This window comes from Cobetia sp. PDI-12MA, assembly GCF_059507695.1.
In genome coordinates, this window is record NZ_CM183351.1 from 1,064,955 (window position 1) to 1,089,217 (window position 24,263).

20 protein-coding genes are annotated in these 24,263 nt (G+C 64.2%); 15 read left to right on the plus strand and 5 right to left on the minus strand.

Features of this window, described 5'->3' with window-relative positions; translation table 11 throughout:
* Window positions 1–87: 87 nt before the first annotated feature.
* On the minus strand, window positions 88–1,731 hold the full coding sequence (locus AC5WNI_RS04590) for an electron transfer flavoprotein-ubiquinone oxidoreductase (protein ID WP_285460185.1): 1,644 nt from the start codon (window positions 1,729–1,731) through the stop codon (window positions 88–90).
* Window positions 1,732–2,323: 592 nt separating this feature from the next.
* Here AC5WNI_RS04590 and AC5WNI_RS04595 point away from each other — a divergent pair.
* The 8 genes from AC5WNI_RS04595 (at window position 2,324) to AC5WNI_RS04630 (ending at window position 9,914) form a co-directional block, all read left to right on the plus strand.
* The gene (locus tag AC5WNI_RS04595; RefSeq protein ID WP_107335326.1) at window positions 2,324–3,076 is read left to right on the plus strand and encodes an electron transfer flavoprotein subunit beta/FixA family protein; all 753 of its coding nucleotides are present in this window, start codon (window positions 2,324–2,326) and stop codon (window positions 3,074–3,076) included.
* Window positions 3,073–3,999, plus strand: coding sequence for an electron transfer flavoprotein subunit alpha/FixB family protein (locus AC5WNI_RS04600; protein WP_285460186.1), 927 nt, complete (start codon window positions 3,073–3,075; stop codon window positions 3,997–3,999). The genes AC5WNI_RS04595 and AC5WNI_RS04600 overlap by 4 nt, the downstream gene beginning before the upstream one ends.
* A 320-nt stretch (window positions 4,000–4,319) precedes the next feature.
* Window positions 4,320–5,231, plus strand: coding sequence for a DUF3450 domain-containing protein (locus AC5WNI_RS04605; protein WP_495928832.1), 912 nt, complete (start codon window positions 4,320–4,322; stop codon window positions 5,229–5,231).
* Window positions 5,231–6,682, plus strand: coding sequence for a MotA/TolQ/ExbB proton channel family protein (locus tag AC5WNI_RS04610; protein WP_495928834.1), 1,452 nt, complete (start codon window positions 5,231–5,233; stop codon window positions 6,680–6,682). Before AC5WNI_RS04605 ends, AC5WNI_RS04610 begins: the two co-directional genes overlap by 1 nt.
* Window positions 6,675–7,298 (plus strand): MotA/TolQ/ExbB proton channel family protein, encoded by a 624-nt coding sequence (locus AC5WNI_RS04615; protein ID WP_285460189.1) that lies wholly within the window; start codon window positions 6,675–6,677, stop codon window positions 7,296–7,298. The genes AC5WNI_RS04610 and AC5WNI_RS04615 overlap by 8 nt, the downstream gene beginning before the upstream one ends.
* On the plus strand, window positions 7,291–7,689 hold the full coding sequence (locus tag AC5WNI_RS04620; protein ID WP_043331884.1) for an ExbD/TolR family protein: 399 nt from the start codon (window positions 7,291–7,293) through the stop codon (window positions 7,687–7,689). The genes AC5WNI_RS04615 and AC5WNI_RS04620 overlap by 8 nt, the downstream gene beginning before the upstream one ends.
* A 1-nt stretch (window position 7,690) precedes the next feature.
* On the plus strand, window positions 7,691–8,485 hold the full coding sequence (locus AC5WNI_RS04625) for an energy transducer TonB (RefSeq protein WP_175088186.1): 795 nt from the start codon (window positions 7,691–7,693) through the stop codon (window positions 8,483–8,485).
* A 133-nt stretch (window positions 8,486–8,618) separates the two neighbouring features.
* The gene (locus AC5WNI_RS04630; RefSeq protein ID WP_175088185.1) at window positions 8,619–9,914 is read left to right on the plus strand and encodes a hypothetical protein; all 1,296 of its coding nucleotides are present in this window, start codon (window positions 8,619–8,621) and stop codon (window positions 9,912–9,914) included.
* Window positions 9,915–10,051: 137 nt separating this feature from the next.
* On the opposite strand, the gene xthA is transcribed toward AC5WNI_RS04630, so the two are convergent.
* Together xthA and AC5WNI_RS04640 are read right to left on the minus strand one after the other, a co-directional pair.
* Window positions 10,052–10,864: an exodeoxyribonuclease III gene (gene xthA, locus AC5WNI_RS04635; RefSeq protein WP_175088184.1), complete on the minus strand. Its 813-nt coding sequence runs from the start codon at window positions 10,862–10,864 to the stop codon at window positions 10,052–10,054.
* Entirely contained in the window at window positions 10,864–11,130 is a 267-nt protein-coding gene (locus AC5WNI_RS04640; protein ID WP_175088183.1) for a hypothetical protein, read from the minus strand. Before AC5WNI_RS04640 ends, xthA begins: the two co-directional genes overlap by 1 nt.
* 1,002 nt (window positions 11,131–12,132) lie before the next feature.
* On the opposite strand from AC5WNI_RS04640, the gene AC5WNI_RS04645 reads away from it, so the two are divergent.
* Together AC5WNI_RS04645 and dinG are read left to right on the plus strand one after the other, a co-directional pair.
* Window positions 12,133–13,437 carry a DEAD/DEAH box helicase gene (locus AC5WNI_RS04645; RefSeq protein ID WP_495928837.1) on the plus strand — a complete coding sequence of 435 codons (1,305 nt, stop codon included), beginning with the start codon at window positions 12,133–12,135 and terminating at the stop codon, window positions 13,435–13,437.
* Between the two features lie 254 nt (window positions 13,438–13,691).
* Window positions 13,692–15,830, plus strand: coding sequence for an ATP-dependent DNA helicase DinG (dinG, locus tag AC5WNI_RS04650; RefSeq protein WP_175088181.1), 2,139 nt, complete (start codon window positions 13,692–13,694; stop codon window positions 15,828–15,830).
* Window positions 15,831–15,998: 168 nt separating this feature from the next.
* Here dinG and AC5WNI_RS04655 read toward each other — a convergent pair whose 3' ends face one another.
* Window positions 15,999–17,087, minus strand: a complete 1,089-nt coding sequence (locus AC5WNI_RS04655) for a 3-deoxy-7-phosphoheptulonate synthase (RefSeq protein ID WP_285460192.1) — start codon at window positions 17,085–17,087, stop codon at window positions 15,999–16,001.
* A 533-nt stretch (window positions 17,088–17,620) separates the two neighbouring features.
* Between AC5WNI_RS04655 and rpoE the strand changes: the two genes are divergently transcribed.
* Window positions 17,621–18,223, plus strand: a complete 603-nt coding sequence (rpoE, locus tag AC5WNI_RS04660; RefSeq protein WP_175088179.1) for an RNA polymerase sigma factor RpoE — start codon at window positions 17,621–17,623, stop codon at window positions 18,221–18,223.
* A 366-nt stretch (window positions 18,224–18,589) separates the two neighbouring features.
* Window positions 18,590–19,327: a sigma-E factor negative regulatory protein gene (locus AC5WNI_RS04665; protein ID WP_175088178.1), complete on the plus strand. Its 738-nt coding sequence runs from the start codon at window positions 18,590–18,592 to the stop codon at window positions 19,325–19,327.
* 186 nt (window positions 19,328–19,513) lie between these two features.
* Here the strand turns inward: AC5WNI_RS04665 and AC5WNI_RS04670 are convergent, their stop codons facing one another.
* A complete protein-coding gene (locus AC5WNI_RS04670) occupies window positions 19,514–19,825 on the minus strand; it encodes a VF530 family protein (RefSeq protein WP_495929164.1) in 312 nt (103 codons plus the stop codon).
* Between the two features lie 60 nt (window positions 19,826–19,885).
* Here AC5WNI_RS04670 and AC5WNI_RS04675 point away from each other — a divergent pair, with 60 nt between their 5' ends.
* From AC5WNI_RS04675 to lepA, 3 genes are all read left to right on the plus strand, one after another.
* Window positions 19,886–20,356 (plus strand): SoxR reducing system RseC family protein, encoded by a 471-nt coding sequence (locus AC5WNI_RS04675; RefSeq protein WP_052384327.1) that lies wholly within the window; start codon window positions 19,886–19,888, stop codon window positions 20,354–20,356.
* A gap of 300 nt (window positions 20,357–20,656) precedes the next feature.
* A complete protein-coding gene (locus AC5WNI_RS04680) occupies window positions 20,657–22,072 on the plus strand; it encodes a DegQ family serine endoprotease (RefSeq protein ID WP_175088177.1) in 1,416 nt (471 codons plus the stop codon).
* A gap of 322 nt (window positions 22,073–22,394) precedes the next feature.
* Window positions 22,395–24,215, plus strand: a complete 1,821-nt coding sequence (lepA, locus tag AC5WNI_RS04685; RefSeq protein WP_175088176.1) for a translation elongation factor 4 — start codon at window positions 22,395–22,397, stop codon at window positions 24,213–24,215.
* Window positions 24,216–24,263: the final 48 nt, after the last annotated feature.

Here is a 24,263-nt window from a genome sequence, read left to right on the forward strand (position 1 = left end):
CGGCGCTGGGAGATATTGAGGGCCAGACACGACAACGCCGCCACGGCAGGGCCGCGGCGGCGTTGTCAGCTGGCGGGCAGCAGAGGCTTACATGTTGGGGTAGTTGGGGCCACCGCCGCCTTCCGGCGCGACCCAGGTGATGTTCTGCGCCGGGTCCTTGATGTCACAGGTCTTGCAGTGCACGCAGTTCTGGAAGTTGATCTGGAACTGCGGCTCTCCGGCCTCCTCGATGATCTCGTAAACCCCGGCCGGGCAGTAGCGCTGGGCGGGCTCGGCGTAGCGCGGCAGGTTGTCACGCACCGGCAGTTCCGGGTCGGACAGGCGCAGGTGACACGGCTGGTCTTCCTCGTGATTGGTGTTGGAGAGGAACACCGAGGACAGCTTGTCGAAGGACAGCTTGCCGTCCGGCTTGGGGTACTCGATCTTTGTGCACTCAGCCGCCGGGCGCATGCGTGCGTAGTCCGGCGTGGTGTCATGCAGGGTCGGCAGGCGGCCACCCGTCAGCTGGTCGAGGAAGTTGTAGGCGCCACCGAGGAAGGTGCCGTACTTGTGCATGGCCGGGCCGAAGCTGCGCGAGGCATCCAGCTCCTCATAGGCCCAGCTGTCCTTGAAGCGCTTGCCGAAGTCGACCAGGTCTTCACCGCCTTCGTCTCCCCCCTTGATGGCGTCGAACACGCTTTCCGCCGCCAGCATGCCGGACTTCATCGCGGTATGCAGACCCTTGATCTTGGCGAAGTTGAGGGTACCGGCGTCACAGCCGATCAGCAGACCACCCGGGAAGCTCATCTTCGGCAGGCAGTTGAGGCCGCCCTTGGCGATGGCGCGCGCCCCGTAGGAGACCCGCTTGCCGCCCTCGAGATGGCGGGCCAGGGTCGGGTGCTGCTTCATGCGCTGGAATTCATCGAAGGGCGACAGGTACGGATTGTCGTAGGCGAGATCGACGATCAGGCCCACCACCACCTGCTGGTCATCGGTGTGATAGAGGAAGAAGCCGCCTTCGGCGTTGCCCTTGAGCGGCCAGCCGCTGCCATGCACCACCAGCCCCGGCTGGTGCTGTTCGGCGGGCACATCCCACAGCTCCTTCAGGCCGATGCCGTAATGCTGGGCATCCGCTTCGCTATCGAGCGAGAAGCGCGAGATCAGCTGCTTGCCCAGGTGGCCACGGCAGCCCTCGGCGAACAGGGTGTACTTGCCGCGCAGCTCCATGCCCGGCATGTGGCCATCCTTTTCGCTGCCATCGGCAGCCACGCCCATGTCACCGACCACGATGCCGCGCACCGTGCCATCCTCACCATGCAGCACTTCCTGGGCGGCGAAGCCCGGGAAGATCTCGACGCCCAGCTCCTCGGCCTGCTCGCCCAGCCAGCGCGTCAGGTTGCCGGCGCTGATGATGTAGTTGCCGTCGTTGTGCATGGTCCTGGGGACCAGTGCATTGGGGATGACCTGCGCTTTCTGGTCATCCTTGAGCAGCACGACCTCGTCACGGGTGACGGCCGTCTTGAGCGGGGCGCCGCGCTCGGCCCAGTCGGGGAACAGCTCGGTCAGTGCGCGCGGTTCGAGCACGGCGCCGGACAGGATGTGTGCGCCGACTTCAGAGCCTTTCTCGACCACGCAGACCGTCAGCTCCTTCTCGGCCGCGTTGGCCTGCTGCATCAGTCGGCAGGCCGCCGCCAGGCCGGAAGGGCCGGCACCGACGATGACCACGTCGAAATCCATGAATTCGCGTTCCATGACCCGTCTCCTCAATCTTTGCGCCGTCAGGGCCCCGCGGATCCGGCGGGGCGGGCGTGTCACGAACGACCATGGCCGTTCGCTGGGCAGTGAACCTCCGACGTGGCGTGCGTCAGGGCACGGCTCGCCGGAGTGAAAATAGGGGGCGACTCACGCTGGCGCGCCATGTCCTGCACGGACGTTTGGCCGCTCGACACGAGGCGCTGGCGCGAAGCAGCCGCATAGCATGCCGCAACAGTAGCATTTAAAACGACCGTTTGTTTATTATGCTTGGGTCTGACGTAATAGCCACCGGGGGCGTTGCAGGGAATCGCCCGATGGGTTTCACGCCCGGGCGTGTTGAGAGTGATTGTCAGGTTTGACCCCGGCAGCCAATTCTGCGCAAGATGCCCGCATGAGAATGGCGGCTCCCGGACAGTGAAAACCACGCCGGTCTGGCTGACTTCATCCTTCGGGTGCCAGCGGATATCGTGGCGAGACACTTGTCACCACGGTCATCTGTGAAAGATATTCACCTATCAAACGCTTGCATGAATCGAGTGCTGGCGGCCTCACGGTCACTGGTACTCCATGAGAAATCAGCGAGGACACCATGAAAGTACTCGTCGCGGTGAAACGCGTCATCGATTACAACGTCAAGATTCGCGTCAAGGCTGACCAGTCTGACGTCGATCTGACCAACGTCAAGATGGCCATGAACCCCTTCTGCGAGATCGCCGTGGAAGAAGCGGTACGCCTGAAGGAAAAGGGCGTGGCGACCGAAGTCGTGGCCGTCACCATCGGCCCGAAGGCCGCCCAGGAGCAGCTGCGTACCGCGCTGGCGCTGGGCGCCGATCGCGCCGTGCAGGTGATGACCGATGATGCCGTCGACTCGCTGGCCGTGGCCAAGCTGCTGGCCAAGGTGGTCGAGGAGGAACAGCCCGGGCTGGTGATTCTCGGCAAGCAGTCCATCGATGCCGACAACAACCAGACCGGCCAGATGCTGGCGGCACTCACCGGCATGGGGCAGGGCACCTTCGCCTCCGAGGTGGTGGTCGATGGCGAGAGCGTCAACGTCACCCGCGAGATCGATGGTGGTCTGCAGACCGTCAAGCTGAACCTGCCGGCGGTGGTCACCACTGACCTGCGCCTCAACGAGCCGCGCTACGCCAAGCTGCCGGACATCATGAAGGCCAAGAAGAAGCCGCTGGACGTCAAGACGCCGGAAGAGCTGGGTGTCTCCACGGCCTCCAAGGTGTCGCTGGTCAAGGTCACGCCGCCGGCCGAGCGTCAGGGCGGCATCAAGGTCGGCTCCGTCGATGAGCTGGTGGACAAACTCAAGAATGAAGCAAAGGTGATCTCATGAGCATTCTCGTCATTGCCGATCATCATGATGGCCAGCTGACCAGCAGCACCGCGAGTGTCGTGGCAGCTGCAACCGCCATCGGTGGCGATATCGACGTGCTGGTCGCCGGTGAGGGCGTAGGCGCCGTCGCCGAGCAGGCCGCCAGGCTTGCCGGTATCGCGCGTGTCCGTGTCGCCGACAATGCCGTCTACGCCCATCAGCTGGCCGAGAATCTGTCGGCACTGGTCGTGGCGCTGGCTGATGACTACAGCCACGTACTGTCCAGCGCCTCCACCACCGCCAAGAACTTCATGCCGCGTGTCGCGGCACTGAAGGACGTGGCGCAGATCTCCGAGATCATCGCCGTCGAGAGCGCCGATACCTTCCAGCGCCCGATCTACGCCGGCAACGCCATCGCCACCGTCAAGAGCGACGATGTGCTCAAGGTCATCACCGTGCGTGCCACCGGCTTCGATCCGGTCGCGCTCGACGGACAGGCGGCCATCGAGGCCGTGGATGTGGTCGAGGAGGCAGGCGTCTCGAGCTTCGTCGAGGAAACCCTGGCCGAAAGCGAGCGCCCTGAGCTTGGCTCCGCCAAGGTGGTGATCTCCGGTGGCCGCGGCATGGGCAACGGTGAGAACTTCGCGCTGCTCAACGGTATCGCCGACAAGCTGGGCGCCGCCATCGGTGCCTCGCGCGCTGCCGTCGATGCCGGCTTCGTGCCCAACGACATGCAGGTCGGCCAGACCGGCAAGATCGTCGCGCCGGATCTCTACATCGCCGTCGGCATCTCCGGGGCGATCCAGCACCTGGCGGGGATGAAGGACTCCAAGGTCATCGTCGCGATCAACAAGGACGATGAAGCGCCGATCTTCCAGGTCGCGGATTACGGCCTGGTCGGCGATCTGTTCGAGGTGCTGCCGGAGCTGGAAGGCAAGCTCTGAGCCACGCCCCGCAAGGCTGAGCCCGAGACACCGCAAGGTGCCCTGGCCAACCAACGCGACCCGCTTCGGTGGGTCGCGTTTTTTTGTGTCTGCGGGCAAGGGTCGGGACAGGTCAGGAATGTGCGCTTGAAGAGAGAAGTGCAACGCGGCATTGCAGATATCAGGGCCTGCTGAGGGAGTAGAGCGAGTCAAGATCAATTGATAATTGTTCTTGTTTGTAATACCGTCCATGCCAGTGATTTGCATTTCCACTCGGAAGCCACTATCGGCCTGGCAGGCGACCGAGGATGCAACCAAGCCTAGTTCTTCAGGAGATGTCCGTGCGGCGTTCGACTTCTTTCCCCTTCCCGTGCGTGCGAGCCCTTGGCGGCCTGCTCCCGGCGCTGGTGCTGCTTGCACCGCTGACAGCTACCGCATTGCCGGCGCATGCCGAGACACTGCGTGACAGTGCCGCCACTCATCAGGAAACCCAGCGTGAGCTGCAGGCGCGCATCGACGCCGCCGATGACGAGACGCGTGCGCTGCTGGTGCGCCTGCGCGAAGCGCGTCAGGAAGCCGCGCGTCTGGAAAGCTACACCGCGGAACTGACGCCGCTGAATGCTGACCGCGCGGCGCGAATCGAGCGCCAGCGTAGGGCGCTGGAGAATCTCGAGGCCACGCGCGAGTCGCTGCCGGGTCTGCTGCGTCAGCAGGTCGAGGAGCTTGAGGACTTCATCGAGCAGGATCTGCCGTTTCTCAAGGACGAGCGTCTTGCGCGCGTCCAGCGTCTGCGTGACAACCTCTCCAATGCCAGCCTGAGCAATGATGAGCGCCTCGATCAGCTGCTCAACGCCTGGCAGCAGGAGCTGAGTTACGGTCAGGGCTTCGATACCTGGCGCGCAGGGCTTGTCGGCGGGGAAGACACCGAGGTGCAGTATCTGCGTGTCGGCCGCGTCGGTCTCTATTACCTGACGCTGGACGGTCAGCATGGTGGCGCCTGGCAGGCCAGAAATGGCAGCTGGCAGGTGCTGGATGACAGCGGCCTGGAGGCGCTGCGCAAGGGCATCAGCATGGCGCGTGACCAGCAGGCACCGTCACTGGTGACCCTGCCGCTGTCGGTGCCGGTCGAGGACGTCGAGCTGGCCCCGAAGGGGCGCCTGTCGCAGTCCGCGCTCAAGAGCGCCGATCAGGCTGCCGCGGCAGTCACCAGCACACGCACCACCACTACCCGTACCGCGCAGGAGTCCAGCTGATGGCGACGAATTCACAAGCGCCACGTGCGTCTCTGTCACGCCTGCTGCTGACGGCCGGCGCCCTGGGGCTGCTGACGTTGTCATCTCCCGCCGTGCTGGCGGTGACCGGCAGTGCCGAGCAGTCATTGAGCGTCGAGCAGTTCGAGCAGGCCGCCAGTCAGGCCGAAGGCCGCGATCAGGCGCGTCTCGATACCCTGTTGTCGGATCGCGAGGCACTGCAAGCGGCGGTCAGCGAGGCCGAGGCGCGGCGTGACAGCCTGCGCGAGACGCGCGCGACCCTCGAGGCCGAAGCGCAGGAGCAACAGGCGACTCTCAGCGGTCTGGACGAAGAGCGCCAGGCCCAGCAGGGCGATCTCGGCCAGGTGTTCGAGGTGGCGCGCAAGCATGCACGTGAGACGCGTGAAGCACTGGCGGGCAACTGGCTGCTGGTCGGCGGCCAGGCGCGTCTGCCGGACCTGGGACCGCGCGACGAGGTGCCGGGCCGCGAGCGACTCGCCGCCCTGACCGCGGACATCCGCAGCATCGCCACCGAAAGTGGTCGCGCACTGCGCTTCCAGGCACCGCTGGCCGGGCCTGATGGCAGCATCAAGCCGCGTGAGATCGTGCGCGTCGGCGAGCAGATGGCCTTCAGTGGTCGTCACCTGCTGGCGCCGCTGTCGGAAGACAAGGCCGTGGATGGCCCCTCGGCGCTGGACACCCTCGGCCTTGCGGGTACCACACCGCTGCGCATTCGCAAGCAGCTGGCGGCCTTTGATGCCGGCGACAGTGATCGCCTGAGCTTCGACCCCACCGGTGGCGATGTTACCCAGGCACTGGCGCGGGCACCGCGTCTCGGTGAGCGCCTCAAGCAAGGCGGCGCCGTCGGTTATGTCATCGTCGGTCTTGGTGGGCTGGGCCTGATCATCGCGTTGATCCAGCTGGTGCGTCTGTCGCTGACCCGCCGGGCGGTCAAGCGTCAGGAGGCCGACCTGAGCCAGCTCAGTGACGACAACCCGCTGGGCCGTGTGCTGCATCGCTTTGAAGGCATGCGCCATGATCACGAGCCTGAAGCGCTCGAAGCCCGTCTCGACGAGGCGTTGCTGGCCGAGCAGCCCAGGCTCGAGCGTGGGCAGGCGCTGGTCAAGCTGCTGGCTGCCATCGCGCCGCTGCTGGGTCTGCTGGGTACCGTGACCGGCATGATCGGCACCTTCCAGTCGATCACCGTCTTCGGTACCGGCGACCCCAAATTGATGGCCGGCGGTATCTCCCAGGCGCTGGTGACCACCGTGCTGGGTCTGGTGACCGCCGTGCCGCTGCTGTTTGCCCAGACCGGGCTTTCCAGCCTGTCCAAGGGCCTGATGGGCCGCCTCGAGGGCCGCGCCAGTGCCCGTCTGGCCGACCACCTCGAGAAGCGCGCTCCGAGCAAGGCTGCCAGCGCGGCGGCGCGTCAGCGGGATACCGAGCATGCCTGATTCGTTGGCTGCCTCTTCCCTGCTGAGCGGTGGCTTCGCGCCAGTGATGCGGCTGGTGGAAAGCGGTGGCCCGCTGATCGTGGTGATCTGCCTGATCGCCATGGTGCTGTTCGGGCTGGCGCTGGAGCGCGGCCTCTACTGGCGGCTCGTGCATCGTCCGGCGCGTCAGCAGTTGATCCACGACTGGGTGGCGCGCAGCGAGCACCACAGCTGGTCGGCGCTCACCCATCGCGAAGTGCTGACCCGTGAGCTGCTGTCACGTCTGCGCGCGCCGCTGCCGTGGCTAAAGCTGCTGGTGCTGATCTGCCCGCTGGCCGGCCTGTTGGGCACCGTGACCGGCATGATCCATGTCTTTGATTCGTTGGCGATCGCCGGCACCGGCCAGGCGCGTGCCATGGCCGACGGTGTGGCTCGCGCCACGCTGCCGACGCTGGCCGGCATGGCGGTCGCGGTGGTGGGCCTGATGTTCGTCACGCGCTTCGAGCGCGTGGTGCGTCGTGAAGACCAGCGCCTGCACGACCGTCTGGCGCGCGCCGTCGACGATGCACGTTCCGGCATGTCCGCTGCGAACGGCTTTGATTACTCCTCTGATACAAGCGAGACACCACATGCGTAGACGTCGCATGGAGGCCGCGGAAGACAGCGGCGAGATCAATCTGACGCCGATGCTGGATGTCGTCTTCATCATGTTGATCTTCTTCATCGTCACCACCAGCTTCGTCAAGGAGTCCGGGGTCGAGATCCAGCGTCCGGAAGCCTCCAACGCCACGGCGCGCCCTGACGCGGCGGTCATGGTCGCCATCACCGCCGAGGGTGCGGTGTGGGTCGACGGCAAGCCGGTGGATGCCCATCGTGTCGGCGACGCCGTGGCCGATCTTGCCGATGGTCAGCCGGTGGTGATTCAGGCTGATAGTCGCTCACAGACCGGCCTACTGGTCGAGACGATGGATGCGCTGCGCAACGCGGGTGTGCAGGACATCGCGGTCGCCGCCTCGAAGGGCGAATGACATGACGCGACGCCTGTATGCCAATCGACTCGTCGGGCTTGTCGGCGGCGCCTTGCTGGCGCTGGTGCTGTTCTATGCGCTGGCGCTGCTGGTCGCGCCGCCGGTGAACGACACGCCGCCACCGGAGCCGCTATCGGTCTCCACCGTTCAGGCGCCTGAAGAGGCACCGGAGCCTGCACCGGCGGCGAGTGAAAGTCTGCCCACGCCGCCGGCCGAGCCACCACCGCCACCCAAGGCAGCGCCGATGCCGGCACCCAAGGCGACAAGCCCGGTGGCGATTCCCGAGGTCAAGACGCCATTGCCGCCGACGCCAGAGCTGACCATGGATGACAGCCTGCCGCCGCTGGAAGTCGAGCGTCCGCCCAAACCGACCCCCAAGCCGAAACCGACGCCCAAGCCAGCACCCAAGGCCAAGCCAGAACCCAAGGCGGTCGCCAGGCAGGCCGAGGCCTCTTCATCGGCGCAGTCGGCGTCTGACACGTCATCACAGGCCGCGGCGAAGCCGTCAAAGCCCAAGGCAGCCCCGGCGGCACAGGGTGGTTCACCGCGACCCACCGTGCGCACTGCTCCCGAATATCCGAGTCGTGCGCGTCGCCGCGGCATCGAGGGCTTCGTCGAGGTGGCGTTCGTGATTCGCCCGGACGGCAATGTCGATGGCGGCTCGCTGCGGGTGGTGCGTGCCGAGCCGTCGGGCGTGTTTGACAGGGCGGCGATGAAGGCGATCGCGCGCTGGGAATTCCCGGCCGCGGGCAATGCGCGCCAGGCGCGCCAGCGGCTCGAGTTCCAGTTGCGTTGAGGCAACCCATGACCCCATGGCGCGGGCTTTCATCGGGTGTCTGATGTGTGTCATATGTCGTCATCTCTGATGCCGTGGACTTATCGGCAATGCGCCGAGTCATGGCAGCGGATGAACGCAAGAGGAAAGACTCATGGTAGCGAAATCCACACCGCCGCAGGACGCCGACAGTGCTGAGCGATCGCGAGGCCTGATGGCGCGGGCGCGCCAGCTGCTGGCACGCGGCGGGCGCCGACTCACCCGCGTGACGCTGGTCTCGACCTGCCTGATGCTGATGATGGAAGTCGGTGGCATCAGTGCGGCCCATGCGGCGACCCGCGTTTCCGCCGAAGTGGCGGGGCAGTTGCGCACGCTGCAGTCACGGCTGGATGAAGGCGATTATGACGCGGTTGGCGAGCGCGCCGAACGTGAGGCCAAGCGCCAGCGCGGCGAGGTGCGTGCGCTGTATCTGTCATTGGCGGCCAGTGCGCGAGCGCGCCAGGGCGATCAGGCCCAGGCGGCGCGTCTGTATGCCGAGGCGCGTCGCCTGCCGGGCGTCAATGCCTCCCAGGCTCGCGAGTGGCTGCGTCGTGAAGCGATGCTGCGCCTGCGCGCCGGGGAGCGCGATAGCGGTATCGCTCGCCTGGCGGAATATCTGCACGGCGGCTCGGCAAGTGCCGAGGACCTGTGGCTCGCAGTCAGTCTTGAAGCCAATCGAGGTGACTGGGCGCGCGCCGAGGACTGGCTTGAGCGTGCCAGCAAGGCGAGTGCGCCGAGCGGTGATCGCCTGAAGCTGGCCGTCAGTGTCTATCAGCAGACCGGCCGCCATGGCGCGGCGGTGGCGCTGGTCGAGCAGGGACTGGGCGAGTCACGTGACCCACAGGACTGGCAGCGTGCCGTGGCGCTCTATCAGCGCCTCAACCAGAACACCCGCGCCGCCAGTACCTGGGAAGCGGCGTGGGCGGCGGGGATCGTCAGCGGCAGCGACGCCTACCAGCAGCGGATCGACCTCCAGCTTGCGGCCGGTGCGCCGGCGCGGGCGGCGGAGCTGATCGAGGCGGGGCTCTCGAAATCCGCGACACCCGAGGGGCAGCCGCTGCTTGACGATACCCCGGCGCTGCGTCGCCAGCTGGCGCAGGCCTGGACGGCGGCGCGCGATGTCGAGCATGCGCTCAAGGCATGGGCAGCCGTCTCGCAGCAGAGTCAGTCACTCGAGGATGCCCGGCAGTATGCCGAGCTTGCCTATGATTGGGGCCGCTGGGAAACGGCCCAGCAGGCGCTGGCCGCGGCCGGTGAGCGTGGCGATGACTCGGCGCGTCATTGGCTGCTCTCCGGCGTGGTCGCCAGTCAGCTGGAGCAGTTCGACCCTGCGCGTGAAGCCTTCAAGAAGGCTCAGGCGCGTGGCGCCGAAGGAGCCGATGCCTGGCTGAAGTCCGTCGCGCAACGCTGATGACGTGAGGCGCTGGCGATCCAGCGCTGTCTGAGCATCACTGCAACGAAAACGCCGCCTTTCCTGATCGTCCTGAGACGGGAAAGGCGGCGTTTGAGTGTCTGGCGATCGCGTTCGCGCTGGTGTCGCTCAGCGTATCAGCCGATATCGGTCCACACTGGGGCGTGATCTGACGGCTTTTCCATGCCGCGCAGCGCGTAGTCGATACCGGAATCCTTGATCAGCGGGGTCAGGCCGGGGCTGGTCATGATCAGGTCGATGCGAAGGCCGCGCCTGGGCTCACGCTCGAAGCCGCGTGAGCGGTAGTCGAACCAGCTGAACTGGTCGTCGACTTCCGGGTGCACGTGGCGGAAGCTGTCGGTCAGCCCCCAGGCGTAGAGGCGCTCCATCCACTCGCGCTCGATGGGCTGGAAACTGGTCTTGCCTTCGCGCAGCCAGCGCTTGCGGTTGGGCTCGCCGATGCCGATGTCGCGGTCGGTGGCCGAGATGTTGTAGTCGCCCATCACCACCACATGCTGCTCGGGCTGGTGGTCTTCTTCCAGCAGGCGGAACAGCTGTTGATAGAAGCGCGTCTTGTAGGGGAACTTCACCGGGTGCTCGATATTCTCGCCCTGGGGGAAGTAGCCGTTGTAGACGATCAGCGGCTCGCCGTTCGGGCCGTCGATCTCGACGCCGATCATGCGCTTCTGGGCATCCTCGCCGTCATCCGGCATGCCGTAGTGCACCTTCTTCGGCACCTGACGTGTCAGCATCGCGACGCCGTAGTGGCCCTTCTGGCCGTGCCACACCACGTGATAGCCCAGCGCCTCGATGTGCGCGTGGGGAAATTCACTGTCCTGCACCTTGGTTTCCTGCAGGCCAATGACTTCCGGCTGGTGCGCTTCTATCAGCGCTTCCAGCTGATGCGGGCGGGCACGGATGCCGTTGATGTTGAAGGAAATCAGACGCATCACGCTTGGCCTCCACCATCATCCTTGGAGGAGCTGTCTTCCTTTGCCGGTGTCTCAGGGTGCAGCGGCAACAGCGGCGCGGCGTTCATGCGCTCCAGCTTGGCGGCAGCCTGGGACTTGCGCTGGTCCTTCTTCTTGGCCACGTAACGCGGGCCGGAATGCACCTGGTCCGGGTTCTCGGCGCGCCACTTCTTGAAGTCTTTGCGGCGGCCGGTACGAATCTGCACCTTGTCGGCGATGGAACGGCTCTTCTTTCTACGTGTCATCTTCGGGCTTTCCTGTTCGGTGTCGGCAGTCGCCAGCCTTGAGTCGCACGGCAAGGCCGCGGCACGCGGGCAACCGCATCAGTTGACGGTCATTCTACCAGCCTGCGTGGGGCGGGTGCCATGAGGGGCGTCGTGGTGAGAAGCATCGCGTGTCGTGCACACGAGGTTGTCTCGTATCGAGTGCGTCATGATGCAGGGGCGCGAAGACGCCGGCGGGCTGGTACAATATCTCGGCGTTATCGTCGCTGCCCGCAGGTGAAGTGCGTGGCTGGCCGCTTGAACCGGCGCCTTGTGCCTCATGCACGATGGCGGGTCGCCTGCCCCTCGGGGCGCGCTTCCCCTCACGCATGTCAGAGACAACGGCTTGCCGGATGCGCCAGTCTTGCTGCCATTGCCCGTGCCAGCGACATGCAACATGCAATATATGAGTGTTACCTGAATGACTCTGGCAGGTACGCCGCCCCGGCCCACACAGTAAGACAGACGGGCGACGGCGAACTGTCGCGTGGCGTGGCCAAGGTTGCCCGGCAACCCGATGCCTGCCCGATGAAGAAGCCCTTTCGACCGACACGCAGTATCGGCCGTCCTTGTGGCGACCCATGAGCCTGTCCGTTGCGTGAGCCCGGCGATGACATGACCGGTGCCACGTGAGCAGACCCTCATGGCAGACGTCCGCTCCAGTCCCTTGCCGAACATTCGGGCAGGGGAGTGCTGGATGCGTGAATCCGTCAAGAACAGGCGAGAGCATTCGTGCCCTTCTGCACCCGAGGCCTGCGTGGCCTCGAAGACGCACACCCAGGGGGGGTGCCGCAGAAGTGCAGGGAATGGCTCCCAATCCGGTAAAGGCGCATGCAGCCCGAGACTACCGCGCATCAGGCGCGAGTCAGGCGAACCAGGTGAGACGACTGGGCATGACGAACCAGCCGGGTGTGGCCTGTCACGGCGAGATTCCGAGAACGACCCGCGCCTGTCGCATATGAACCCTTGAGAAGAACGGATTACATGAGCGAGACGGATCAGACCCAGCCAGCCGCTGAGCAGACTCAGCAAGAGCCGCAGGACCCGAACCAGAAGCCGAGAAAGCCCAAGCGTCGTCGTCGCAAGCCGCGCCGCTCCCAGTCCAAGTGGAACCTCGATCAGTTCCCGGTCGCGCCGGTCGCCGGTCAGTGGCGCTTCCATGATTTCGATCTGCCGCTGCCGCTGATGCGTGCCATCCAGAAGGCCGGTTTTGAATACTGCACCCCGATCCAGGCCCAGACCTTCGAGAAGGCACTGCTGGGGGGTGACGTGGTCGGCCGTGCCCAGACTGGCAGCGGCAAGACCGCCGCCTTCCTGATCGCCACCCTGACCTACTTCCTGGAAGAGAAGGCGCCGGAAGGCCAGAAGCCGGGTGCACCGCGTGCCGTCATCATCGCGCCGACCCGTGAGCTTGCGCTGCAGATAGAGAAGGACGCCAAGGCGTTCTCCGAATTCGCGCGCATCTCGGTGGCCTGCGTGGTGGGTGGCATGGACTACCAGAAGCAGCGTGAACGCCTCGAGCGCAAGGTCGACCTGCTGGTTGCAACGCCAGGCCGACTGCTCGATTTCCACACCAAGCGCGATGTCGATCTCTCCGAGACCGAGGTGCTGGTGGTCGACGAAGCGGACCGCATGCTGTCGATGGGCTTCATTCCTGACGTCAAGCGCATCATCCGCGCCACGCCACGTCCCGAAGAGCGCCAGACGCTGCTGTTCTCCGCCGAGTTGTCTTCCGATGTGCTGGGGCTGGCCGAGCAGTGGACGCATGAGGCGACTCAGGTCGCGGTCGAGCACGAAGCGACGGCTGCCATCGCGGCGGACAACGACGCCGTGCAGACCTACACCGTGAGCGATGATGACAAGCTGCGTCTGTTGATCAATCTGGTGAATCAGGGTGAGATGGAGCGCTCCGTGGTCTTCGGCAACAGTCGTGGGCTGGTGCGCAAGATCAACGCCGCGCTCAAGGAGGCCGGTATCGAATCGGCGGTGATGTCCGGCGCCGAGACCCAGACCGAGCGCCTGGAAGCCCATGAGGCCTTCCGCAACGGCAAGCTCAAGGTGCTGGTGGTCAGCGATGTCGCCGGGCGTGGCTTCGCACTCGAAGACGCGACCCATGCGATCAACTTCACGCTGCCGGAAGTGCCGGAAGACTACGTTCACCGTGCAAGCTTCAGCGAAGTGACCTTGATCAGCTTCGTCGGTGAGGAAGATGTCTTCTCGCTGCCGGAGATCGAGGACTACCTGCAGGAAACGCTTCCGCGTCAGCAGCCGCCTCAGGGCCTGCTGTAACACCTGCTTGCACCTGGCCGGTCGCGAGAAGGTGGCCGGTCGCGCACGGCAGTCGAGGTAGATGGCAGTAGCACGCAAAGACGGCGGACAGCTCAGGCTGTTCGCCGTCTTGCGCTCCATGACCCACCGGGTTGACGAGAAGCGAGCTGACGGCAAGTGATCTTCTGGCAAGCGGCCAGTCGCCAGTTGTTGTTGACCGTGACCGGCTGTCGTGGGGCAGGGGGGGGATGGCCAGTTGAGGAGAGAGACACGCAATGCTGGAAGATAGCCTCAAGGGCGAGATTCAGGGCGCCTATCGCAAGTTGCTCGAGGGTCTTGAGCTGACGCCGCGCTATGGGCAGCGGCTGATGATCGCCGAGATCGCGCGCACCCTGGGCAACATCGAGCAGAATCCGGAAGGCTATCGCCTCGGCAACGAGCATGTCTGCGTGCTGGAGGCCGGTACCGGTACCGGCAAGACGCTGGCCTATCTGCTCTCCGCGCTGCCGGTGGCCAAGGCGCGCGGCAAGCGGCTGGTGGTCTCGACCGCGACCATCGCGCTGCAGGAACAGGTCATGCATCAAGACCTGCCGGCGCTCAAGAAGCATTCGGGGCTGAACTTCGACTATGCGCTGGCCAAGGGCCGTCGCCGTTATCTGTGCGTGCAGAAGCTGGATCAGGCGCTGGAAGGTGTCGAGGACAACCCGACCATGGCGCTGTTCGAGCGCGACATGATTGCCAGTGATGGCGGCGGCTTCGTGGAGCTGGCCGGCAAGATGGCCGAGGACTATGCCAGCGGCGAGTGGGCGGGGGACCGCGACAGCTGGCCGTTGCAGGTCGAGGACCGCGACTGGGCGCGTCTGACCACTGACCATCGTCAGTGTACCAACCGCCGCTGCAGCCACTTCTCGGCGTGTGCCTTCTTCCGTGCGCGTCGTCAGCTGGAGCAGGCCGACATCATCGTCGCCAACCATGACCTGGTGCTGGCGGACCTCTCGCTGGGCGGCGGCCTGGTATTGCCATCGCCCAGCGACTGCATCTACGTCTTCGACGAAGCACACCATCTGCCCGACAAGGCGCTGGATCATTTCCATCATCGCACGCCGATCAATCAGACGCTGCGCTGGCTGGGCAACCTCAAGAAGTCGCTCACCGAGCTGAATGCGGCGCTGGGCAGTCAGCCGACCATCGGCCGCCTGCTGGCACGCATGCCCGAGTTGCTGGCGGATATCGAACCGCGTCTGGGCGAGGTGTTCGGGCTGGGGCATCAGCTGGCGGATCTGCCCAATGGGGCCGGCGAGGACGTCACCAATCATCGCTTCGAGCGCGGTCAGGCACCGGAGGCGCTCAAGGAGCTGGGCCACAACCTGCTCAAGGGCTTCGCGGAGCTGTCGCGGGCGCTGGAGCAGATCGCCGACATCCTGCGTGAGAGCCTGGACCCGGAGAAGGCCACCGGCTTGCCCAAGGAGAATGCCGAGGACTGGCTGCCGCTGGTGGCCCTGCTGCACGGACGTGCGCTGGAAGCCCATGCGCTGTGGGAGGCCATCGGCCTGAGTGATCCTGCCGATGGGCCGCCGCATGCGCGCTGGCTGACCTTCGAGCGCTTCAATGGCGAGCCGGAGATGACCGTCTCGGCAAGCCCGGTGTCGGCCGCGGAAACGCTGGCACGCCATCTGTGGGGCGCCTGTTTCGGCGCGGTGCTGACGTCGGCGACCCTGACGGCGCTCAATCGTTTCGAGCGCCTGCAGGAGCGCGCAGGCCTGGCCAATCGCTATCGCTATCAGCGTCTGCCCAGCCCGTTCGATTATGGCAAGGCGGTACTGGCCATTCCGCGTGAGGCGGTGGAGCCGTCGCCGCCCGGCCCGCACGAGCAGGCGATCGTCAACTTCGTCAATGCGCTGGATGTACGCGAGGCGGTGCTGGTGCTGTTCAGTTCGCGCAAGCAGCTGGCGGCGGTCAACAAGGCGCTGGACGGCGAGACCCGCAAGCGGGTACTGGCGCAGAGTCGTCTGCCCAAGCACGAGCTGCTCAGTCAGCACCGCAAGGCGGTGGATGGCGGGCGCGGCAGCATCATCTTCGGGCTGGCGAGCTTCGCCGAGGGTATTGACCTGCCCGGCAAGTATCTGACCCACGTGGTAATCACGCGGCTGCCGTTCGCGGTGCCGGATGACCCGGTCGGTGCGACGCTGGCGGAGTGGATCGAGTCGCGGGGCGGCAACCCGTTCATGCGTATCGCGGTGCCGGATGTCTCCATCAAGCTGGTGCAGGCCTGCGGGCGCCTGATCCGCAAGGAAGCCGATGAAGGGCGTATCACGATTCTGGATCGACGCATCCTCACCAAGCGTTACGGTCAGCAGTTGATCGAGGCGCTGCCGCCCTTCGTGCGCGAGATCGATGGCGTGCGCCAGAATTGATGGGCCAGAACTGATGGATCAGGGCTGAACGCTCAGAGCTGATTCGTCAGCTGCCCAGGCAGTAGCCATGAAAAAGCCCCGCCAATCGGCGGGGCTTTTTCAGGACTAGACACCCAATGCTGCCAGTCTGAAGCCAGTGGCCTCAGGTTTCTGGCTCAGGCTTCTGGCTCAGGCTTCGGCAGGCTGCTGGAGGCGAGCGCGCAGTGCGTCCTTGAGCTTGGCGTCCATGGTCTTGAAGGTGTCTTCGGTGGTCGCCCAGTCGATGCAGGCATCGGTGATGGAAACGCCGTATTCCATCTTGCTGCGGTCGGCATTGATCTTCTGTGCGCCCCAGTTGATGTGCGACTCGACCATCAGGCCCATGATGGAGCGATTGCCCTCGAGGATCTGCTGGGTGACGTTCTCCAGCACCAGCGGCTGCAGGCCCGGGTCCTTGTTGGAGTTGGCGTGGGAGCAGTCGACCATCAAGTTGGCGGTGACGCCGGCCTTGGCCAGTTCCTGCTCGGCCAGCGCGACGCTGACGCTGTCGTAGTTCGGCTTGCCGTTGCCGCCACGCAGCACGACGTGGCCGTAGGCGTTGCCACGGGTGCGGATGATCGCGACCTGGCCGGCCTGGTTGATGCCCAAGAAGTTATGGCCGTGGGACACGGACTGCAGGGCATTGACGGCGACATCCAGCGAGCCATCGGTGCCGTTCTTGAAGCCGACCGGGCACGACAGGCCAGAGGCCATCTCGCGGTGGGTCTGGGATTCGGTGGTGCGGGCGCCGATGGCGGACCAGCTGATGCAGTCCTGCAGGTACTGCGGAGAGATCGGGTCGAGGGCTTCGGTGGCCAGCGGCAGGCCCATCTCGGCCAGCTCGACCAGCAGGCCGCGCGCGATGTGCAGGCCTTCCTCGATCTCGAAGGTGTCATTGAGGTGCGGGTCGTTGATCAGGCCTTTCCAGCCGACGGTGGTACGCGGCTTCTCGAAGTAGACGCGCATCACGATATAGAGGCTGTCCTTCACTTCTTCGGCCAGCACCTTCAGGCGGCGCGCGTAATCACGGGCGGCGTCCAGGTCATGGATGGAGCAGGGGCCGACCACGACCAGCAGGCGCGGGTCTTCACCGTCCAGAATGCGCTGGATGGTGCGACGGCCTTCGATGACGGTCTCTTCGGCCTTGGCGGTCAGCGGGATGTCCTGCTTGAGCGCTTCGGGGGTGATCAGCACGTCCTGAGACAGGACGTTGAGGTTGTTGACGTGTTGTTCTGACATGACAGTGTCCTGAGCGGTGTGCGGTCTGCATGGCGGCTGGCAGAGTCAGACGGGCGTCTTTGCGCCCGCCATCCGTGTTGTGCGTACTGAATGACGCCCATGGTATCTGCTGCATGCCGGCTTGTCAGCGTCCTTGGGTCAAATTTAATCAACTGTCAAGTTGACTGGCGCTGACTTGAGGCTCGTGTGAATCAAGATGAGCGTAAATCGTAAAGAAATCGTTACGCTTTGACGTGTCAGCGTCGCCAAACGCTGTCATGACGGGAGTGAACACGCAAAACCTGAGGCTTTGACGGCATGGCGTCTTGCCGTACAAATGATAAACAGGAACACTGTGCGTTGATTTTGGTCGCGTCAGCGGGCCGCCGGGCGCTTTTTCGCCCCGCGCCAGGCATCGCATCCATCACAACGAATATCAAAGGGGCCGGATAACGCATGCGCGAGTCGCAATTCCTGTCAGGTGCTGATGCCCCGGGGATTCCTGATGTGGAGTCCGCAAGCGGTGCCTCCACTCCCGCGGAGGGAGCGAGTGAATGAGTGTCAATGAAACGGACCAGCAGTTGGTCGAGCGCGCCCAGAAAGGGGATAACCGCGCCTTTGATCTGCTGGTCAGGAAATATCAGCACAAGATTCTCGGCCTGATCAGCCGTTACGTACACGATCATTCAGAAGTTCAGGATGTCGCCCAGGAAGCCTTCATCAAGGCCTATCGTGCGTTGCCCAACTTCCGGGCCGAGAGCGCCTTCTACACCTGGATGTACCGGATCGCCATCAATACGGCCAAGAATCATCTGGTCTCGCGTGGCCGTCGTCCGCCCGGCACCGACATGGATGTCGGCGATGCCGAGGTGGTTGATCAATCCGGTCGCCTGTCGGACATCGAGACGCCGGAAGCTGCCATGGCGCGTGATGAGCTGGAGAGGGTCGTATTCGAGGCCATCGAGAAGCTGCCCGAAGATCTGCGCACTGCCATCACGCTGCGCGAGTTCGATGGTCTGTCCTATGAGGATATCGCCGAAGTGATGCAGTGCCCGGTGGGCACGGTACGTTCGCGTATCTTCCGGGCACGTGAAGCGGTCGACAAGGCGATTCAGGGGCTGGTCAGTCCCGCCTCGGCGGCGTCTGCCGTCGAGTGACGTCGCTGTTCTGCGTCGCCCCTGTGAGAGAAGAGCCACAAAAATCTTGTTGATTAAATCCAATCAACTCAGTGGCTTGGCGAAATCTTGCATCTAAAGTGAATGTTTTCTGAATGAATGGCGGAACAATCCGTGCAGCGCGTGTTCTTATTGTTCAGTAGTCATGTAGCTCAGCGACTGCGTGCATGAGCGCTGGAAGGCGAGTGGCGAGGGGCAGGGCGCGAAAGCCCCTCTTCCACGGCGCAGTAACGCTGTTTGCCGTTGGTCTGCTCGGGCCATCAGCCGCCATGGTGAATGACGCCATTTGTTGCCAGGAGAGCAGATTGAAGTCGTCGTTCAATCTGACGAGTGTGAGGGTATTTACGCATGAATCTGAAGACCACCGAATCCGTGAAGGAGTCGCTGTCCGCGCTGATGGATGCGGAGGGTGACGAGCTGGATCTGCGTCGTGTCCTCAAGGGGCTCGATGAGTCTCCTGAGGCTGCAGACACCTGGCGCCGCTATCACCTTGCGCGCAGTGCCATGCATCGTGAGCGGGAAAGCACCTTCACTCTGGATATCGCGTCGGCGGTCAGCGCTGAGGTAGAGCTGATCTCTCGCGAGGCTCCTGCGAGCGCACCGCCCGTGGCCGAGCGTCGCAGCCTGTTCTCCTTTGCCGGTTCCGCGGCCATCGCGGCAGGCGTGGCGGTGATGGTGATCACCGGCGTGCAGGTCTTCAATGGCGGTGACAATGGGGTGCCCGGCGGCGTGAACAGCGGTGCAGAGCTTGCCAGTGGTTCTTCCGCCAATCAGGGCGGTTCAGCCATCCAGGGCGGTACCGTACGTCAGGTCAGCCAGCCGTCGGTGAATGCCGAGGCGTCTCAGTGGGTACAGCCCGGCACCAACAGCGGCTTGATGCAGGTCGGCGTGACGCCCTCCAGCTCGCGCCCGATGTTCATGGCGCCGCAGAATGGCAGCTACGACTCCGGCATGTCGTCCAGCAATGTCGCCGCGGCGGATCTCGCCCAGCGTCGTCTGCTCGAGGCCTACCTGAGCCAGCATTCCTCGCGTGGCCCGGTGCCGGAGCGCAGTGAGTGGATCAGCCTGCAGGATGTTGCCCAGTAACATTTTCTGGATGACTGGCTTGCGCTGGCGTCATTGCCAAGCCAGAGGAAAGCAGCAGGGATGGACAAGAAAAGAGGGGCAGCCAATGGCTGCCCCTCTTTTCTTGTCTGTATATCCTAGTTGCGCCCACATGAGCTGGTCGCGTCCGGCCAGCGCCGTCACTCGCCGGTGTGACCACGCTCGGCCTCAGTCATGCAGATAGCGATCTGCCGTCTGGATGTAGAGCGCCTCGACCTTGGCGCGTGCCCAGGGCGTGCGGCGCAGGAACTTGAGGCTCGAGTTGATGCTCGGGTCGCTGAGGAAGCAGTTGATGGGAATCAGCTCGCCCAGGGTCTCGAAGCCGTAGTGGTCCACCAGCCAGGTCAGCAGTGCCTTGAGGGTGACGCCGTGCAGCGGGTCCAGGCGGGAAGTGGATGGGGGGCGTCGCTCATGCGGGCTCCTGTTGATGGTATCGTGGGCGCTTGTCGGGCCTGAGGCGCGTGAAGTGCCGCCGTGAATGACGCTATTCTACGCGTATGTGTCGCCAGTGCGCGGCGAGTTTTTGCAGGAGTCAGCAAGATGATGCAGGAAGAGGGGCAGGTCACGGGGCATGGCAAGGAAGGCGTCTGGGTCGAGACCCAGCGTCGCTCCACCTGTGGTGCCTGCAATGCACGCAGTAGCTGTGGCAGCGGCCTGTTGAGCCAGTTTTCCCGTCGCAAGCCGCATCGCGTGCTGATCCATGTGCCGGCAGGCGAAGACTTGCCGATGGTGGGCGAGCGGGTGGTGATCGGCATCGATGAGTCGGCGTTTCTGCGCAGTGCGGGCCTGCTGTATGGCCTGCCGCTGGTCAGCGGCATGCTGGGGGGGATCGTGGCCGAGCAGCTGGCGGGCGCCGGCACCCTGGCGGTGCCGTTGGGCTTCGCGCTCTCGTTGGCGGCGGGCCTGATGGCCGTGCGCTGGCATGCCGCGCGCCCTGAGCGCCAGGCGCTCTATCGACCGCGCTTGATGCGTCGTCTCGGCATGGATGCGATGGCGATCAAGGCGCTGTAGTCGTCGTGCTCAAATGATGACGTGCTCAAGTGATAGCGGTAATCGATTCTCCCGGTAGATAGGGAAATGACTTGCGTAGTCGGCAGGTGGCGTCGTCAGCCTGCATCGGGCTGGCATCGGTACCTGTCGGATGTTGGCGACGCATGGTTGCGTCCAACGCGGCACCAATCGCTGAACTTCAACGACGCTTCGACGTCAATGAGAAGGACGCCGCCAGCGATGTGACGCTGCCATCGTCAGTAGTTGCGTGATTGCACGCCTGATAACAAGTGATGACAGGACGTACCAGGAGCCGCACTGATGAAATCCCTTTCCCGCCTGATGGTACCTGCTCTGGCCATGGCTGCCCTGATGGGCTCCCAGCTGGTCCAGGCTCGTGAATTGCCCGACTTCACCCAGCTGGTCAAGGACTCGGCGCCCGCGGTGGTCAATATCGCGACCACCACCGAGATCCAGCGCAGCTCGGGGCCGGTGTTCCGAGGGCCCAATGGCGAAGAGATGCCCGAATTCTTCAAGCGCTTCTTCGGTGATCAGCTGCCCGGCCCGGGCCGCGGGGGTATCGAGAAGCGCTCCAGTCTCGGGTCTGGCTTCATCATCTCCGATGATGGCTACATCATGACCAATGCCCATGTCATCGACGGTGCCGATGAGGTGATGGTGCGCCTCAATGATCGTCGCGAACTCAAGGCGCAGGTAGTCGGTGAGGACAAGAAGACCGATATCGCGCTGCTCAAGGTCAAGGCGGAAGACCTGCCGACCTTGCCGATGGGCGACAGCGATGCGCTGGAAGTCGGTGAATGGGTGGCCGCGATCGGCTCACCGTTCGGCTTCGATCATTCCGTCACCGCCGGCATCGTCAGCGCCATCGATCGCACCCTGCCGTCGGACGCCTATGTGCCGTTCATCCAGACGGATGTGGCGATCAACCCGGGCAACTCCGGTGGGCCGCTGTTCGATCTCGATGGCGATGTGGTGGGCATCAATTCCCAGATCTATACCCGCTCTGGCGGCTTCATGGGCGTGAGCTTCGCGATTCCGATCAATGTGGCGATGGATGTCGCCGACAAGCTCAAGACCGATGGGCGCGTGGACCGCGGCTGGCTGGGCGTCGTCATTCAGCCGGTCTCCAAGGATCTGGCCGAATCCTTCGGGCTGGACCGTGCGCGTGGTGCGCTGATCGCCGATCTTGATCCGGATGGCCCTGCTGCCGCTGCTGGCCTCAAGAGTGGTGACATCATCACCGACGTCGATGGCAAGGCGGTCGAGAGCTCGGCTTACCTGCCACGCATGGTCGGTGCCAGCTCGCCGGGCGATTCGCTCAAGCTCTCCATCCTGCGCGATGGCAAGAGTCAGACGTTGACTGCCAAGGTCGGCCATTGGCCGGGCAGTGAGCAGGCGCATGCCGGCAAGGCCAGTGATGACAAGCAGGGGCTGGGTGTTGCGGTGACAGAGCTCGACAAGGCCAGCTTGAACGAGCTCAATCTCGATCACGGGGTGCGCGTGATGGAAGTCGACCCGCAGGGCGTGGCTGCCGAGGCAGGCATCAGCGCTGGCGATGTGCTGGTCGAGCTCAACCAGCAGCCGTTGACCAGCGTGCAGGCGTTGCGCGATGTGGTCGCCAAGCTCCCGACCAACCGTCCGGTCTCGCTGCGCCTGGTGCGCAACGGTCGCCCGTTGTACATCGCACTGCGCATGCGTGCCGACAGCGACAAGTGATCCAGCCAGCGTCTGGGAATAGTGACGAGGACTGGATTGACGAGCGCGCAGGCAACAGAAGGTGACCGCCACCGGCATGTAGGCGGTCACTCCGGTAGCAGACGGGGCGTACGGGCGACTGTGCGCCCCGTCTGCTACCGGGCGGTCCTGCGTTCACCCGAGTTCAGGCGAGCTGTGATAGGACTCGGACGGGCGCAAAAGGCAACGCCTTCTATCATCGCTTGTGGTCGGACTGTACAATGCGTGCAATTCGATTTCCGTCGTCTCCCGTGTTGGCCGTGTGATTTTCACGGAGACGGGCACAAATACAGAGCAGTGATCCATGACCGAACGCGTAACGCCGCCGTCCTTGAAGCATATCCGCAACTTCTCAATCATCGCCCACATCGACCACGGCAAGTCCACGCTGGCTGACCGCATCATCCAGCTGTGCGAAGGCTTGAGCGACCGTGAGCTCAAGGAGCAGGTGCTTGACTCGATGGACATCGAGCGTGAGCGCGGCATCACCATCAAGGCGCAGTCGGTGACCCTCGACTATCACGCTGACGATGGCAACACCTATCAGCTGAACTTCATCGATACACCGGGGCACGTCGACTTCTCCTATGAAGTCTCGCGCTCGCTGTATGCCTGTGAAGGGGCGTTGCTGGTGGTCGATGCCGGCCAGGGTGTCGAAGCCCAGTCGGTGGCCAACTGCTACACCGCCATCGAGCAGGGCCTCGAGGTGCTGCCGGTCCTCAACAAGATGGATCTGCCGCAGGCGGACCCGGAGAAGGTCTCCCAGGAGATCGAGGAGATCATCGGTCTGGACGCGACGGATGCCTGTCAGGTGTCCGCCAAGTCCGGCATGGGCATGGAGGCGCTGCTCGAGCGTCTGGTGCGTGACATTCCGCCCCCCAAGGGAGATCCGGAAGCGCCGCTGCAGGCGCTGATCATCGATTCCTGGTTCGACAACTACCTCGGCGTCGTCTCGCTGGTACGTATCTTCGATGGCACCCTGAAGAAGGGTGAGAAGATCCGTCTGAAGTCCACTGGCCGTGACTGGGAGACCGGCGCGATCGGTATCTTCACGCCCAAGCGCAAGGAGACCGGCGTGTTGCGCGCCGGCGAGGTCGGCTTCATCGTCGCCGGTATCAAGGACATCTTGGGCGCGCCGGTGGGGGATACCATCGTGCACACCAAGACGGCTGACAAGGTCGAGCGCCTGCCGGGCTTCCAGAAGGTCAAGCCGCAGGTCTATGCCGGCATGTTCCCGATCAGCTCCGATGACTACGAGGACTTCCGTGACGCGCTGCAGAAGCTGGCGCTCAACGATGCCTCGCTGGACTACGAGCCGGAGAACTCCGACGCGCTGGGCTTCGGTTTCCGTGTCGGTTTCCTCGGTACCCTGCACATGGAGATCATCCAGGAACGTCTGGAGCGCGAGTACAATCTCGACCTGCTGACCACCGCGCCGACGGTGATCTATGAGGTGCTGATGGACAACGGCGATGTGCTGCCGGTGTCCAACCCTTCCAAGCTTCCGGACATGGCCAACGTCGATGAGCTGCGCGAGCCGATCTGCCGCGCTACCATCCTCGTGCCACAGGAATACGTCGGCAACGTCATCACCGAGTGCGTCAATCGTCGTGGCGTTCAGCTCGACATGCAGTTCCTGGGTAGCCAGATCCAGCTGATCTATGAACTGCCGATGGCAGAAGTGGTGATGGACTTCTTCGATCGCCTCAAGTCCATTTCCAAGGGCTATGCGTCACTGGATTACAGTTTCGAGCGCTTCGAGGCGGCCAAGCTGGTGCGTCTGGACGTGTTGATCAACGGCGATCGCGTCGATGCACTGGCGGCGATCATCCACCGTGATCACGCCCATGGTCGCGGCCGTCTGCTGGTCGAGAAGATGAAAGAGCTGATTCCGCGTCAGATGTTCGATGTGGCGATCCAGGCTGCCGTCGGTGGGCAGGTCGTGGCACGCTCCACCGTCAAGGCGCTGCGCAAGAACGTGACAGCCAAATGTTACGGCGGCGACGTTAGCCGCAAGAAGAAGCTGCTCGAGAAGCAGAAAGCGGGCAAGAAGCGCATGAAGCAGGTCGGCCGGGTGGAAATCCCCCAGGACGCCTTCCTTGCCGTGCTCAAGATGAACGACTGAGGCAGGCCGCCGTCTGGCGGCTTGCCACCAAGATCCAGGGCAGACAGG